This window comes from Rubrivivax gelatinosus, assembly GCF_004340905.1.
GTDB classification, from domain to species: domain Bacteria; phylum Pseudomonadota; class Gammaproteobacteria; order Burkholderiales; family Burkholderiaceae_C; genus Rubrivivax; species Rubrivivax gelatinosus.
In genome coordinates, this window is record NZ_SLXD01000017.1 from 28,724 (window position 1) to 44,003 (window position 15,280).

At 73.1% G+C, this 15,280-nt stretch carries 12 protein-coding genes; 5 read left to right on the top strand and 7 right to left on the bottom strand.

Annotated elements, in window-relative coordinates:
* Positions 1-40: 40 nt before the first annotated feature.
* From EV684_RS21535 to EV684_RS21555, 5 genes are all read right to left on the bottom strand, one after another.
* Positions 41-1,849 (bottom strand): methyl-accepting chemotaxis protein, encoded by a 1,809-nt coding sequence (locus EV684_RS21535; protein WP_165908560.1) that lies wholly within the window; start codon positions 1,847-1,849, stop codon positions 41-43.
* 58 nt (positions 1,850-1,907) lie between these two features.
* Entirely contained in the window at positions 1,908-3,521 is a 1,614-nt protein-coding gene (locus EV684_RS21540; protein WP_132649407.1) for a methyl-accepting chemotaxis protein, read from the bottom strand.
* Between the two features lie 120 nt (positions 3,522-3,641).
* Positions 3,642-5,783 (bottom strand): chemotaxis protein CheA, encoded by a 2,142-nt coding sequence (locus EV684_RS21545; RefSeq protein ID WP_132649408.1) that lies wholly within the window; start codon positions 5,781-5,783, stop codon positions 3,642-3,644.
* 40 nt (positions 5,784-5,823) lie between these two features.
* The gene (locus EV684_RS21550; protein ID WP_132649409.1) at positions 5,824-6,186 is read right to left on the bottom strand and encodes a response regulator; all 363 of its coding nucleotides are present in this window, start codon (positions 6,184-6,186) and stop codon (positions 5,824-5,826) included.
* A gap of 54 nt (positions 6,187-6,240) precedes the next feature.
* Positions 6,241-6,702, bottom strand: coding sequence for a hypothetical protein (locus EV684_RS21555; protein ID WP_132649410.1), 462 nt, complete (start codon positions 6,700-6,702; stop codon positions 6,241-6,243).
* A gap of 214 nt (positions 6,703-6,916) precedes the next feature.
* Here EV684_RS21555 and EV684_RS21560 point away from each other — a divergent pair, with 214 nt between their 5' ends.
* Genes EV684_RS21560 through EV684_RS21570 form a run of 3 tightly spaced genes read left to right on the top strand, consistent with a single transcriptional unit; the run spans position 6,917 to position 9,904 of the window.
* Positions 6,917-8,050 (top strand): hybrid sensor histidine kinase/response regulator, encoded by a 1,134-nt coding sequence (locus EV684_RS21560; RefSeq protein ID WP_132649411.1) that lies wholly within the window; start codon positions 6,917-6,919, stop codon positions 8,048-8,050.
* A 25-nt stretch (positions 8,051-8,075) separates the two neighbouring features.
* Positions 8,076-8,711: a response regulator gene (locus EV684_RS21565; RefSeq protein WP_132649412.1), complete on the top strand. Its 636-nt coding sequence runs from the start codon at positions 8,076-8,078 to the stop codon at positions 8,709-8,711.
* Positions 8,708-9,904: an SUMF1/EgtB/PvdO family nonheme iron enzyme gene (locus tag EV684_RS21570; protein WP_243651253.1), complete on the top strand. Its 1,197-nt coding sequence runs from the start codon at positions 8,708-8,710 to the stop codon at positions 9,902-9,904. Before EV684_RS21565 ends, EV684_RS21570 begins: the two co-directional genes overlap by 4 nt.
* Positions 9,905-9,928: 24 nt before the next feature.
* Here the strand turns inward: EV684_RS21570 and EV684_RS21575 are convergent, their stop codons facing one another.
* Entirely contained in the window at positions 9,929-10,405 is a 477-nt protein-coding gene (locus EV684_RS21575; protein WP_242478655.1) for a hypothetical protein, read from the bottom strand.
* A 322-nt stretch (positions 10,406-10,727) separates the two neighbouring features.
* Between EV684_RS21575 and EV684_RS21580 the strand changes: the two genes are divergently transcribed.
* The gene (locus EV684_RS21580) at positions 10,728-11,735 is read left to right on the top strand and encodes a sodium:calcium antiporter (RefSeq protein ID WP_165908561.1); all 1,008 of its coding nucleotides are present in this window, start codon (positions 10,728-10,730) and stop codon (positions 11,733-11,735) included.
* Between the two features lie 234 nt (positions 11,736-11,969).
* Complete coding sequence (locus EV684_RS21585) at positions 11,970-14,054, top strand: TonB-dependent receptor family protein (RefSeq protein WP_243651255.1); 2,085 nt, start codon at positions 11,970-11,972, stop codon at positions 14,052-14,054.
* A gap of 170 nt (positions 14,055-14,224) precedes the next feature.
* On the opposite strand, the gene EV684_RS21590 is transcribed toward EV684_RS21585, so the two are convergent.
* Positions 14,225-15,268, bottom strand: a complete 1,044-nt coding sequence (locus EV684_RS21590; protein ID WP_132649415.1) for a substrate-binding domain-containing protein — start codon at positions 15,266-15,268, stop codon at positions 14,225-14,227.
* Between the last annotated feature and the right edge of the window lie 12 nt (positions 15,269-15,280).

Consider the following 15,280-nt stretch of genomic DNA (forward strand, 5'->3'; position numbering starts at 1 on the left):
ACAGCTCTCGTCGTCACGCGGGCGACGCCGTTGGCGGGTGTCAGAAGGTTTCCCAGTCGTCGTCGGCACGCGGCGAGGACGGGGCGGCGGGAGCCGCCGGTTCGGCGCGCGCGGCGGGTGCCGCCGCGGCCTTGGGTGCAGGGGCCGTCGTGGCGGCCTTGGGCGCCGGCGTCGGCGTCGCCGGGCGGGCGCTGTCGCGCGCCCGGGCGATCACGGCGGCGGCCACCGGCGCGGCCTGCGCGCGCACCGGCGCGGGCCGGGCCGGCGGCGGGGCGCTGACCGGGCTGCCGGCGTTCGAGCCCGGCACGCGGAAGGTGGCGACGAGCGCGGACAGGCGGTCGGCCTGCTCGCGCAGCGACTCGGCCGCAGCGGTGCTTTCCTCGACCAGCGCCGCGTTCTGCTGCGTCATCTGGTCCAGCCCGGCGATCGCCGAGTTCACCTGGCCGATGCCCTGGCTCTGCTCGGTGGCCGCGGCCATCACCTCGCCGATGATGTCGGCCACGCGCTGCACGCCGGCGACGATCTCGTTCATCGTGCTGCCGGCGTCGCCGACCAGGCGGGCGCCCGACTCGACCTTCTCGACCGAGCCGCCGATCAGCGTCTTGATCTCGCGCGCGGCCTCGGCCGAACGCTGCGCCAGCGAACGCACCTCGCCGGCGACGACCGCGAAGCCGCGGCCCTGTTCGCCTGCGCGCGCGGCCTCGACCGCGGCGTTGAGCGCCAGGATGTTGGTCTGGAAGGCGATGCCGTCGACGGTGCCGATGATGTCGGCGATCTTCTTGGAGCTGGCGTTGATCTCCTCCATCGTCTGCACGACCTGGGCGACGACCTGGCCGCCGCGCTGGGCGACGCTGCTGGCGCTGCTGGCCAGCTGGTTGGCGGTGCGCGCGGAGTCGGCGGTCTGGGCGACGGTGGCGGTGATCTCCTCCATCGTGCTGGCCGTCTGCTGCAGCGAGCCCGAGGTCTGCTCGGTGCGGTGCGACAGGTCGGTGCTGGCCGAGGCGATCTCGCCGCTGGCACCGGCCACCGAGCTGGTGCCGGTGCGGATCTGCTCGACCATCGTCGTCAGGCTGGCCTGCATGTCGCGCAGCGCGCGCAGCAGCGTGCCGATCTCGTCGCCGCGCGCGGTGTCGGGCACCGGCTGGGTCAGGTCGTGGGCGGCGATGCGCTGCGCGGCCTCGATCGACTCGGCCAGCGGCCGTGTCACCGAGCGGGTCATCGACCAGCCCAGCGCCAGGCCGGCGGCGATGGCGGCGGCCAGCATGCCGGCGAGCGTGTAGACCGCGGTGCGGATGGCCCCGCTCACCCGGTTGGCCAGCTCTTGGGCATGCGCCTTGGCGCGCTGCTGATGCGCCTCGATGGCGGCCAGATAGGCCTCGGCGGTGCTCGTCATCGGGCCGTTGACGAGGCGCTCGCCCTCGACGACGCTGCCTTCCTTGAACGCGGCCGAGGCCTTGTTACGGGTGTCGATGTAGACCTTGCGCTTGGCCGCGATGTCGGCGAAAGCCGCCTTCTCGTCGGCCGATTCGCTGCCCGCTTCCAGCGCCTTCTGCAGCGTGCTGATCTCGGCCGTGGTCTTCTTCATCTGCGGCTCGATCGCCGCCACGGTCGCTTCCTGGAAGCCCGAGGCGGCGATGGACAGCGCACGCGCCAGGTTCAGCCGGGTGTTGGACTTCCAGGTCTCCAGGTCCGCGGCGCGTTCGATCGCGACATCGCGTTCGGCGCCCAGCGTGCCGATGCGGCGCAGCTCGTAGATGCCGACCGCCGTCATGATCGCCATGAGCGCGAGCACGGCCGCGAAGCTCAGCCCGAGCCGGGTGCCGATGCGCAGGTTGGACAGGGTTTTCATCGTTTTCTCCAGAGGGCGAGCTTCCGCCCGTGAGGTCCGGGGAGGCCTGCCGGCCTCGTCAGACCACCGGGGTGGTCAGCTCCTGGGCGGCCGGCCCGACCGAGCCGGCTGCAGTGCGGAAGGCGGCGACGATCGCGCCCAGGCGTTGGGCCTGTTCCTTCAGTGATTCGGCGGCCGCGGCCGACTGCTCGACGAGCGCGGCGTTCTGCTGCGTCATGCCGTCGAGTTCGGAGACCGCGCCGTTGACCTGGCTGAGGCCCGAGCTCTGCTCGACGGCCGCGCGGCTGATCTCGCTGATGATCTGGTTGACGCGCTGCACGCTGTCGACGATCTCGGTCATCGTGCTGCCGGCGGCCGCGACCAGGCGCGCGCCGGTGTCGACCTTCTCGACCGAGTTGCCGATCAGCGCCTTGATCTCGCGCGCCGCCTCGGCGCTGCGCTGGGCGAGCGAACGCACCTCGCCGGCCACCACCGCGAAGCCGCGGCCCTGCTCGCCGGCGCGCGCCGCCTCGACCGCGGCGTTGAGCGCCAGGATGTTGGTCTGGAAGGCGATCCCGTCGATGGTGCCGATGATGTCGCCGATGCGCCGCGAGCTGGCGTTGATCTCGTCCATCGTCGTCACGACCTGGCCGACGACCTCGCCGCCGCGCTGCGCGACCTCGGCGGCGTTGCCGGCCAGGTGGCTGGCCTCGCGCGCGGCGTCGGCGCTCTGGCGCACGGTGCCGGTGATCTGTTCCATCGCGCTGGCCGTCTGCTGCAGGCTGCCGGCGGTCTGCTCGGTGCGGCTGGACAGCTCGGCGTTGCCGGCGGCGACTTCGCGGCTGGCGAGCTCGATGCTGTCGGCCGAGCTGCGCATCTGGCCGACCATGCGCTGCAGCGACTCCTGCATGCGCGCCAGCGCCGCCAGCAGGTCGTTGGCTTCGTCGCGGCCCTGGAGCTGGATCGGGCGCGTGAGGTCACCGTCGGCGATCGCCTGCGCCACCTTGCGGGCGTGGTCGATCGGGTTGGTGATCGACTGCGAGTTGGCCAGCGTCATCGGCGTGATGACGAGCATCACGACGGCGATCAGGCCGACGAAGACCACCATCGCCTGCTGCATCGTCTCGTCGAAGCGCTCGGCGGCCGCGGTGCTCTCGGCCATCACGATCTTCTCGATCCTGGTGGCGGCCTCCTCGACCGCGATGATGTGGCTGTCGGCGCGGCCGAGCATGCGCACGACCACGCGGGCGTTGTCGAACACGCCTTCCTCGGCCCGGGCGAGCACCGCCGTGGCGGCCTTCTCGTAGGCGGCCAGCTGCTCGATCCCGGTGCGCGCCAGCGCGTTGTCCTCGTCGTCCTCGCCTTCGAGCAGCGAGGCCAGTGCCGTCGAGGTCGCCGTGATCTCGCGTTTCCATTCCTCGCGCAGCCGGGCGATCGCGGCGGCGTCCTCGTAGTCGATGACCATCTGCTTCTCGTGCAGGCGGGCCGCCGCGAGGTGCTTGCCGATGGCCGCGGTCGCCGTCTGCTCGCCGCGCGACTGCTCGAGGATCTTCTGGTTCAGTTCACGCAGCTTCAGGCCGCCGACGAAGCCGGTGAGGCCGACGAGCGCGAACGACAGCAGCACGACCGCGATCGCGCCGCGCATGCGCGTGCGGATCGTGAATCCGCGCATCAGGGCAAGCAGTGCATTCATCGCGTTACTTTCAAAGGCAGGCCACTGGTGCGTCAGCGTCAAGCTGCCGCCGCGGACGGGCTTTGCCCGGCCGCTGGCGGCGCCCCCCTGGGGGGGAGCGCCGCAGGCGCTTCGGGGGGGTCAATGCCGTGATCGACGGACCAGCGAACCGATGTCCAGGATCAGCGCGACGCGGCCGTCGCCCATGATCGTGGCGCCCGAGACGTCGTCGACCTTGCGGTAGTTGGACTCGAGGTTCTTGACGACGACCTGCTGCTGCCCGAGCAGCTCGTCGACCAGCAGCGCCACGCGCCCGCCCTCGGCCTCGACGACGACCATGATGTTGCTGACACGCTCGAAGTCGAAACGCGGCACGTCGAAGACGCGCTCGAGGTCGACCACCGGCATGTACTCGTCACGCACCTCGACGACGCGGCCGGTGCCGCCGATCGTCTTGATCATGCCCGGCTGCACCTGGAAGGACTCGACGACCGAGGACAGCGGCAGGATGTAGCACTCCTCGCCGACGCCCACGCTCATGCCGTCCATGATGGCCAGCGTCAGCGGCAGGCGCACGCGCACCGTCATGCCGTAGCCTTCGGCCGAGTCGATCTCGACCGTGCCGCCGAGCGCGGTGATGTTCTTCTTCACGACGTCCATGCCGACGCCGCGGCCGGAGACGTCGGTGACGACGTCGGCGGTCGAGAAGCCCGGCGCGAAGATCAGGCCGTAGACCTCCTGGTCGGTCATCGTGTCGGGCGCGTCCAGGCCGCGTTCGCGGGCCTTCTTCAGCAGCTTCTCGCGGTTCAGGCCCTTGCCGTCGTCGCGCACCTCGATGACGATCGAGCCGCCCTGGTGGCTGGCGATCAGCGTGATCGTGCCGGTCTCGGGCTTGCCCTTGGCCAGGCGTTCTTCCGGCATCTCGATGCCGTGGTCGCAGCTGTTGCGCACCAGGTGGGTCAGCGGGTCGGTGATCTTCTCGACCAGGCCCTTGTCCAGTTCGGTGGCTTCGCCGACCTGCATCAGCTCGACCTTCTTGCCGAGCTTGGCGGCCAGGTCGCGCAGCATGCGCGGGAAGCGGTTGAACACCAGCGACATCGGGATCATGCGGATCGACATCACCGCTTCCTGCAGGTCGCGGGTGTTGCGCTCCAGATCGGCCAGGCCGGAGGACATCTGCTGGTACAGCGCGGCGTCCACGCCCTTGCTGTTCTGGGCCAGCATGGCCTGCGTGATGACGAGCTCGCCGACGAGGTTGATCAGCTGGTCGACCTTCTCGACCGAGACGCGCAGCGTGCTCGACTCGGGGCTGCCGGCGGCCTTCTCGGCCTTCGGCGCCACGCGCGCCGGGGCGGCCGGCGCGGCGGCGCGGGCCGGCTCGGCAGCCGGTGCGGCGGCGGCGGGTGCGGCGGCGCTTTCGGCCTGCGGCGCGCCGGGCGCGTCGTCGAAGAAGCCGTAGCCGAGTTCGGGTTCGGCCTTGCTGGGCTCGGGCGCGCCGGGGGCGCCGGCGTGGAAACCGTAGCCCGGGCCCAGCGGGCCGAGCTTGAGCTGCTCGCGCGCCACGTGGAAGGTGAACAGGTCCAGCAGGTCGTTGTCCGCGGTCGTCGTGACGACCTTGAAGCGGCGCATGCCGTCGGCGGCGCGGCCGGCGTCCAGCGGCTCGATCGTGCCCAGGTCGGCGATCTCCTTGAACAGCTCGACCAGGTTGTCGGCCATCGAGGTGTCCGGCAGCGGCCCGACCGTGAGCTCGAGCGCACGCGCGGTGCCGGCCGCCGGCGCGGCGGCGGGCACGGGCTCGGCGGCCGGCGTCTGCGCGACGGCGACCGGGGCCGGCGCGGCGACCAGCGGCGCGGCAGCGGCCTGGCCGGTGACCAGCGCGCGGATCGACACCAGCAGGTCGCGCGTGTCGACCGGGTCGGCGCCGTTGCCCTGGTGGCGCGCGAGCTGCGCCTTCAGCGCGTCGCCCGAGGCCAGCAGCACGTCGACCATCGCCGCGGTGGGCGCCAGTTCGTGGCGGCGCAGCTTGTCCAGCAGCGTCTCCATCTCGTGCGTCAGCTCGGCCACGTCGGTGAAGCCGAAGGTCGCGGCTCCGCCCTTGACCGAGTGCGCGCAGCGGAAGATCGCGTTGAGCTCCTCGTCGTCCGCGTTCTCGATGTCGAGGTTGAGCAGCATCTGCTCCATCGTCTCGAGGTTCTCGCCGGCTTCCTCGAAGAAAACCTGGAAGAACTGCGAGAGATCGATGCCCGCCGACAGGTGGGCGCCTTCTTGTTGGGTGTCGGCCATGGTCGTGCTCCGTTTGCCTGCTGGGGTCCCGACCGGGACCTCAGCGAATGACCTTGCCGATGACTTCGACGAGCTTGGCGGGGTCGAAGGGCTTGACCAGCCAGCCGGTGGCGCCGGCGGCGCGGCCGGCCTGCTTCATCTGGTCGCTGGACTCGGTGGTCAGGATGAGGATCGGCGTGCTCTTGAACTTCGGGTTCTCGCGCAGCTTCTTGGTCAGGCTGATGCCGTCCATGCGCGGCATGTTCTGATCCGTCAGCACGAGGTTGAAGTCGCGCTGGTTCGCCTTCTCGTAGGCGTCCTGGCCATCGACGGCCTCGACGACCTGGAATCCGGCGTTCTTCAGCGTGAAGGACACCATCTGGCGCATCGAGGCGCTGTCATCAACGGCAAGGATCGAGTGCATAGGAGGTCTCTCGGGAGGAAGGTTGGAGTTCTGGGATGCTCGGGCGCCGGGCGTTCAGAAGAGCTCGATGGACCCGGCGTCCATCTCGTCCTGGGTCACGGGGTTGGGGCGCAGCGGCGCCTCCTCGACGAGCGTCACGCCGTCCTCGTCGTCGCCCATCGTGTCGCGGGCCAGGCGGTCGGCGCAGTTGCGCAGCCGCTTTGCCGTGTGGTGGACCAGCTGCGAAGCCATGTCCTGGAACTGCATCGCCGTGATCGCGCCGGCCATGTGCTCCATCGCCACGTGCAGCTGGTGGTTGTCGATCTCCGGGTGCGGCGTGGCGGCGTGCAGCAACTGCTTGAGTTCGCCGGTGGCGCCGTAGAAGTGGCCGAGCAGCGCATCGCAGGCGTCGCTGAGCAGCCGCTGCAGCCGATCGAGATCGTTGCTGGCGACGAGCAGGTCGTCCTGCAGGTCGGCGGCTGCCAGCAGGGGCAGTGCGCCGTCGAATGCAGTGTCGTGGGCTTCCTGGGTGAGCATCCGGACTCCGGGTGTTCGGTTTTTCGATGTCAGGCCGGTCGCCGGTGCACCAGATGCGTGCATCCCGGGGCGGCCGGCCGGGCCTCTTCCGAACCATTTTCGGCACGCGGCCTGCAAACATTGAGCGGAAGACGCGGCGATTCGCGTCATATTTCTGCGTCCCCGTGCCTGGGAGCACGCCGGCCCGTCGTGCCGGGTGCGCGATACTTCACGAATGAGCGCTCCCCTGCCCCCGGTGCGCCTGCTGCACCTCGAGGACTCCGAAGCCGACCACGCGCTCGCGATGGCGCAGCTGCGCCGCGCCGGCCTGCAGGTCCAGGTCGAGCGTGTCGACAGCCGCGAGGCCTTCGTCGAGGCGCTGGCACGGCCCTGGGACCTGATCCTGTCGGACTTCAACCTGCCCGCCTTCACCGGGCTGCAGGCGCTGGAGATCGTGCGCGAGCGCGGCAGCCTGGTGCCTTTCATCCTGGTCTCCGGCGAGATCGGCGAGGACACGGCCGTCGAGGCGATGCGCAACGGCGCCAGCGACTACCTGCTGAAGAACAACCTCGCGCGGCTGGCGCCGGCGATCGAACACGCCATCACCGCCGCCGAGACGCGGCGCGCCAAGCTGCGCGCCGACCTGGAGCTGCAGGCCTCGCAGGAGCGGCTGTCGGAGCTGGCGCAGCATCTGCAGCTGTCGGTCGAGGCCGAGCGCAACGCGATCGCACGCGAGATCCACGACGATGTCGGCGGCTCGCTCACCGCGCTGAAGTTCGACCTGCACTGGATCGGGCAACGCGTCACGACAGCGGAGCTGAAGCTGCGCGTGCAGAGCGCGCTGGACACCGTCACGCACGCGATCGAGGCCAGCCAGCGCATCATGCACAACCTGCGCCCGGCGATCCTGGAGCAGGGCCTGGTGCCGGCACTGCAGTGGCTGGCCGGGCGTTTCGAGCGCCGCTGCGGCGTGCCCTGCGCCTTCCGCACCAGCCATGAGAAACCGCAGCTGCCGCTGGGCGTGCCGCTGGTGGCGTACCGCACGGCGCAGGAAGCGCTCACCAACATCTCCAAGCACGCGCAGGCGACGCGGGTCTCGCTGGACCTGTCGCTGACCGGCGGCGTGCTGTCGCTGGAGATCAGCGACAACGGCCGCGGCCTGTCCAGCGTCGACCTGGCCAAGGCGCAGAGCTTCGGCATCCGCGGCTTGAAGGAGCGGGCGGCCACCGTCGGCGGCTGGATCGACCTCAGCAGCGGGCCCGGTGGCACGACGCTGATCCTGTCGGTGCCGCTGACCCCGGGCGCCGGCGCGCTGCTGGATCCGCGCGACGACCGCGAGCACGACCCTTCGGCCTGGGCCTCGCTGTAGCGGCCCGCTGTCACGGAGCGACCCGATGATCGACGTCATCCTCTGCGACGACCATGCGCTGATCCGCCGCGGGATCCGCGACACGCTGTCCGACGCGCCCGACATCCGCGTCGTCGGCGAAGCCGGCGACTACGGCGAGCTGCGCACGCTGATGCGCGGCACGAGCTGCGACGTGCTGGTGCTGGACATCAACCTGCCCGGGCGCAGCGGCCTGGACGCGCTGCACGCGCTGAAGGACGAGGGCTCGGCGGTGAAGGTGCTGATCGTCAGCATGTACCCCGAGGACCAGTACGCGATCCGGGCGCTGCGCGGCGGGGCCTTCGGCTACGTCAACAAGGGCGGCGAGCCGCGCCAGATCGTCGACGCGGTGCGCACCGTCGCCCAGGGGCGCAAGTACGTGACGCCCGAGATCGCGCAGATGCTCGTCGAGAGCCTGACCGCGCCGGTGCTCGAGACGCCGCACCAGAAACTCTCCGACCGCGAGCTGCAGACGCTGGTGATGATCGCCTCGGGCAAGCGCCTGGCCGACATCGCCGAGGAGCTGATGCTCAGCCCCAAGACCGTCTCGGTCTACCGCGCGCGTGTGCTCGAGAAGCTGCAGCTCGCCAACAACTCCGAACTGACGGTCTACGCGATCCGCAACGGGCTCGTGGGCTCGTGAGGCCGCGTGCCGCCGCGCTGGACGACGCGCAGGCGATGCGTGTCGCCGGCGCCGAGCTGCTGTCGCTGGCGCTGATGGACGCGCGCAACCACACGCTACGCTGGCTCGCGGCCTTCGAGGCGCGCGACGCGCTCGCCCGCAGCGACGGCGGGCCGGCGCCGCAGGTCCTGGCCGCGCGCGCCGGCGCCTGGCAGGACCGCTGGATCGCGCGCAACGTGCGCCGCCAGTGCGGCGAGGCCGCCGACGCCTCGGCGCTGCGGCTGCCGCCGGCCGACGCCGCGATCGACGCCTGGCTGGCCGGCGCCGCGCCGGCCCCCACGGCCGACACGCTGCGCGCCTGGCTGGCGCAGACGCTGGACACGACGCTGGAGCTGCTGGGCCCGGCGCATGCCGACGACGCCGGGCTGTACGTCTTTCGCTGCGCGCTGCGTCACGAGGACCGTCTGGGCGAGGCGCTGGCCGAACGGGCCGCGGCGCTGCAGCTGCATGCCGGCGGCGAGCCGCCGCTGCCCTGGCGCGAGCCGCCGGCCGCGGCCGCACACGACCCGCTGTGGCTGCCGGCGCAGCGCCTGATGCTGGGCTCGGCGCCCGGCGGCGGCGCGGTGCCCGAGAACGAGCGCTGGGCGCACGAGGTCCTGCTGCCCGAGTTCGAGATCGACGCCCGGCCGGTCACCTGGGCGCGTTACGCCGAGTTCGCCGAGGACGGCGGCTACGACCGGCGCGAATGCTGGAGCGAAGCCGGCTGGGCCTGGCTTCAGGCCGAGGGCCGGCGCGCGCCGCGCCACGTCGAGCAGTTGCGCGGCGGCGTGCTGGTGCAGCGCCACGGCGAGCTGCGCCGCGCCGCGCCGGGGCAGGCCGCGCTGCACGTCAGCCGCCACGAAGCCGAGGCCTGGTGCCGCTGGGCCGGCCGGCGCCTGCCCACCGAACCCGAGTGGGAATGCGCCGCGCTGCAGGGCGCCGGCCGCGGTTTCTTCTGGGGCGAGGTGTTCGAGTGGGTCGCCGGCAGCGCACGCGCCTGGCCGGGCTGCGCCGCCGGCGCGTCGGCGCTGGACGCGCTGCCGCCGCAGCCGGCCGGCGTGCTGCGGGGTGCGTCCTGGATGACGCGGCGGCGCCAGGTGCACCCGAAGGCGCGCCGCTTCGCGCCGCCGCAGGCCGACACGATGTTCTGCGGCTTTCGCAGCTGCGCGGCCTGAGGCCGGGCCCGGCGCGGCTGCCGTTCAGCCGGCCAGCGGGCGCTCGACCAGCGGGCGGGCGTGGCGCCCGGCGGCGGGCGTGTGGTCGTGCAGGATGGCCTGGGTCAGCATCGCGCGGGTGACGTGCCAGCGTGCCAGCGCATGGTCGAAGACCAGCCGCTCGTCCCAGGAGACCTGGCCGTCGGCGGTGAGCGCGGCGGCTGCGAGGCGGCAGACCAGCAGCCGGTCCTGCGCGTCGACGACAGCGTCGAGCAGGCGGTCGACGCAGGCCTGGTCGCGTGCGTGCAGCCAGGAACTGCCCGCCAGGCCGCTGCCGACCTCGTGCAGGCATTCGTCCACCAGGGTCTCGAACCGCGCGCGTGGCACGCCGAGCCGGCCGAAGGCGTCGAGTTCCTCCAGCGCCTGCAGTTCGCGCGGGTCGGCGCGGCCGTTGGCCGCGACCATCATGGCCAGCGCATGGGCTGCCGCGGTTCGTGGCGGCCGTGGATCGTGGGTCGTCATCGAGTGCTCCTTCGCGGCGGCCGCCACGCCCCCGTGGCCTGACCATCCTCTGCCAGGGAGCCGTGCCGGCGGGCGAAGTTCCCCGCGCCGGGGCGCTGCAGGCTTCTGGCTTGACAGCGCGCAGCGGCGGCAAATCCCCGCGCCCGGCGTGTCATCGTCTTGCGCAGAATGGATCGCACCGGGAACCCGACGACCCAGGCCTGCGCATGCAGCGTGCAACTTCTGCCGATCTTCCGAGCGCCAGCCGGCAGGCCTGGCATCTCCGCGATGCCGGCTCGGGCCGCGGCCGTGGCCGGCGCCGGCGCCGGCGGGAGGGGCCGAGGTGAACCTGGCCTGGCTGTCGATCCAGTTCCTGCTCTGCGCTGCGGCGATCGCGGCGGCCGGCTTCGTGCTCAGCCGCAGTGCCGACACGCTGGCCGCGGCCTACGGCTGGGGCCGCGGCTGGGTGGGCCTGGCGCTGCTGGCCACCGTGACCTCGCTGCCCGAGCTGGCCTCGGGTGTCAGCGCCGTGGCGCTGGTCGGCGCGCCCAACCTTGCCGTCGGCAATGCGCTCGGTGCCTGCGTCGTCAACCTGGCCTTCCTCGTCGTCGTCGACCTGCTGCAGCGCGGGCAGCCGATGTACCGCGAGGCCGGCAGCACGCACCTGCTGTCCGCCGGCTTCGGCGTCGTGATGCTGGGTTTCGTGACGATGAGCCTGGTCACCGGAGCCGCCGCGCCGCAGTTCCTCGGCGTCGGGCTGTACAGCCCGGTGCTGCTGGCGCTGTACCTGCTCGCACTGCGCAGCGTGTTCGCGCACGAGAACGCGCAGCGTGCGTCGGGGGCGCCCGCCGCGGCCACCCGGCCGCCGGGCGTGCGCCTGCGCCGCGAGTGGCGTCGTTTCGGTGCCGCCGCGCTGGTGGTCCTGGCGGCCGGCACCTGGCTGCCGGGGCTGGCCGACGGGCTGTCGCAGGCGCTGGGCCTGTCGCGCAGCTTCGTCGGCACCGTCTTCATGGCGCTGGTCACGACGCTGCCCGAGATGGCGGTGACGGTCTCCGCGCTGCGCCTGGGCGCGCTGGACATGGCGATCGGCAACCTGCTGGGCAGCAACCTGTTCAACGTGCTGGTCCTGGCCATCGACGACCTGGTCTACACCCGCGGCCCGCTGCTCGCCGATGCCGACCCGGCGCACGCCGGCAGCGCGGCCACCGCGCTGGTGATGACGGGCCTGGTCATCGTCGGCCTGGTGATGCGGCCGCAGGGGCGCGTGCTGCGTACCGCGAGCTGGGTCAGCGTCGGCCTGGCGGCGGCCTACGCTGTCAACGCCGCGCTGATCTTCCTGGCCGGGGCCTGATCCGGGCCCGCACCGGGCTTTCCCGGGGCGCGATTCATGATCCCCGCGAGGCCCGCCCGGCGCCGCGATGCGCCGGCGCTTCGTCCGAGGGTTATCGCGGCTGCGCGCGGCCGGCGCGCTCCGGCCTGATCGGCGCATTGCCACCCATCCGCCCTCGCATCCATGGTCCACGCCGCCCGTCGCCCGCCCCGCTCCCGAGCCTGCCGCCGCCCGCCGCGCCCCGCGCTGGCGCCGTTGCTGGCGGCGCTGGCCGGCCTGGGCGCCGGGCCGGCGGCGGCACAGACCGAGACCATCGTCGTCACCGGCTCGGTGGCCGAGCGCCTGGCCTTCGACGCGCCGTATGCGATCGGCGTCGTCGGCGCCGAGGACCTGCGCCAGGCCGGGCCGATGATCAACCTCAGCGAGGCGCTGTCGCGGGTGCCGGGGCTGGTGGTCGCCAACCGCAGCAACTTCGCCCAGGACCTGCAGATCAGCTCGCGGGGTTTCGGCGCCCGGGCAGGCTTCGGCGTGCGCGGCCTGCGCCTGCTGGCCGACGGCATCCCGGCCAGCGGGCCCGACGGCCAGGGCCAGGTCTCGCACATCGACCTGGCCGGCGCCGAACGCATCGAGGTGCTGCGCGGGCCGTTCTCGGCGCTCTACGGCAACAGCTCGGGCGGCGTGATCTCGGTGCTCAGCGCGCCGGTGCGCCGTGCCGAGGCCGAGGCCGGGCTGGACCTGGGTACCTACGGCCTGCGCCAGCTGCGCGCCGCGGTGCAGGCGCCGCTGGCCGGCGGCTGGGAGATCCGTGCCTCGGGTTCGGCGATGGACTGGGAGGGTTTCCGCCCGCACAGCGAGGCCGAACGCCGCCTGGGCAACCTGCGCGTGGGCTGGCGCGGCGAGTCCGACACCGTCATCGCCAGCGCCAGCCACTACGAGCAGCCGGCCGACGATCCGCTGGGCCTCAAACGCGAACAGTTCGACGAGGACCCGCGCCAGACCGCGCCCGAGGCCCAGACCTACGACACGCGCAAACGCTCCAGGCAGGATCAGCTGGGCGTGAACTGGCGCCACCGTTTCGCCGACGGCGCGCTGCGCGAGTTCGAGGCCAGCGCCTATGCCGGACGGCGCAGCGTCACGCAATGGCTGGCGATCGCCAAGGGCACGCAGGACAACCCGCGCCACGGCGGCGGCGTCGCCGACTTCGACCGCGACTACCGCGGCACCCAGGCGCAGTGGCGCTGGGCCTGGGAGGCGCTGGACCTGATGGCCGGCGCCTCGCTCGAGGACCAGCGCGACGACCGCCGCGGATACGAGAACTACGTGCTCGACGCCGACGGCAACCCGGTCTACGGCCGCATCGGCACGCAGCGTCGCGACGAGATCGACCGTGCCCGCACGCGCGACGTCTTCACCCAGGCCGAGTGGCGCTTCGCGCCGCGCTGGGCGGCCAGCGCCGGCCTGCGCGCCGGCCGCGTCACGCTGTCCGCCGACGACCGCTACCTCGCCAACGGCGACGACTCCGGCGATCTGTCCTTCGGCTACGCCAACCCGGTGATCGGCCTGCGCTGGCAGGCGATGCCGGGGCTGAACCTGCACGCCTCGGCGGCGCGCGGCTTCGAGGCGCCGACGCTGGGCGAGCTGGCCTACCGCGCCGACGGCGCCAGCGGCTTCAACGAGGCGCTGCAGCCGCAGAAGAGCCGCCAGCTCGAAGTCGGCGCCAAATGGCGCGCCGGCGAGACGCTGGACCTGGATGTCGCGCTGTTCGAGACCCTGGTCGACGACGAGATCGGCATCGCCAGCAACGCCGGCGGGCGCGCCTCGTACCAGAACGTCGGCCGCACGCTGCGCCGCGGCGCCGAGCTGGCCGCCGCCTGGCGCCCGGCGCCGGCCTGGCGCACGCGCTGGGCGCTGACGCTGCTGGACGCACGCTACCGCGACGACTTCCGTGCCTGCTCCGGCATCCCGTGCCCGGCGCCCGACGTCACCGTGCCGGCGGGCAACCGCATCGCCGGCACCCAGCGCGCCAGCGCCTTCGCCGAAGCCGCCTGGCGCAGCGCGGCGGCCGGCGAGTGGGGGGTCGAATGGCGCGCCGCCGGCCGCACCGCGGCCAACGACCGCAACACCGACTTCGCCGGCGCTTATGCGCTGGCGGCGCTGCGCTGGAGCCACACGCTGGCCGTCGGCGAGGGCCGCCGGCTGGAGCTGCTGCTGCGCGTGGACAACCTCTTCGACCGCGACTACGCCGGCAGCCTGATCGTCAACGACGCCAACGGGCGCTTCTTCGAGACCGGTGCACCGCGCAGCGCGCTGCTGGCGCTGCGCTGGGTCGGCGCGCTCTAGGAGTCCGCGCGGCAGAAGCCGCGCGGACTCCTAGCCTGCGGCTGAACGCACGGCTCCCCCGAGCCCCCCTCCGTGAGGGTGCTCCAGCCAGTTTGAGGAACGGCAGTCAGGCGGCACGTTCCTGCCCGTCGTCCTCGGTCGGGGCCGCCTGCGCTCGGGCCGCTGGGCGTTCAAGAGGCCAGCGCCGTCGCCGCCGGCAGCGGCTCGACGCCCGGCAGCGCCGACAGCGCCTGGCGCCAGGTGGCGTCGGCGACGGCCGCGCGCAGCGCCGCCAAGGCGGGCGGCTCGGGGGCCTCGGCTGCCGCGGCGAGCAGCAGCCGGTCCTCGGCCAGCGGCCGGAACGCCAGGCCCTGCGCCGCGGCCGCGCTCTCGCAGCCGAAGGCCGCGTCGGCCAGACCCTGGGCGACGGCCGTGGCGGCAGCCTCGTGCGTGGGCTCCACGCGCGCCGGCACCGGCGGCGCGAAGCCGGCACGCCGGCACAGCCGGCGCCAGACGATCTCGGCCGACGAACCCGGCGGCCGTCCCGCCAGGCGCAGCCCGGCTTCGACGACCGCAGCCACGCCGCCGGGCAGCGCCTGCGCCGGCGCCATCAACCCCAGCGTGCGCCGCAAGGCCAGCAGCACGACGAACCCGCCGCCGGCCAGCGCCGCCAGCGGCGCGGCCAGCGCCGGTTCGGCCGCCGCGTCCTGCGGCAGCGCGAACGCCGCCACCGGGCTGCGGCCGCTGGCCAGCGCCGCCAGCGCGTCGGCGCTGCAACGCGGCTGCAGCGCCAGGTGCAGGCCGTGGCGCTCGATCGCCGCGTCGCGCAGCAGCGTGAGCGCCAGATCGGGCACGGCCGGCAGCTCCAGCACCAGGGCCTCGTCGCCGGCGGCGTACTCGAACAGGCGCTCCAGGTCGGCGCGCAGCGCGGCGATCTGCGGCGCGTGGCGCGCGCGCAGCAGGCGCTCGCGCGCCAGCAGCGCCTGGGCATGAGGCGTCAGCTGCGCCGGGTGGCCCTGGGTCCAGGTGACCAGCGGCCGGCCGAGTTCGGACTCCCAGCGCTTGAGCGCACCCCAGACGTGGCGGTAGGACGCACCCAGCGATGCCGCGGCGCGCTGGATCGAACCCGAGGCCTGCACCGCCGCCAGCAGGTCGAACAGCGGATGCGACAGCTCGCCACCTTGCTGGTGGCCGGTTTCCAGGCCGTGATGGAGGTGGACGCCGTGAGGACGCATGGTGATCGGGCC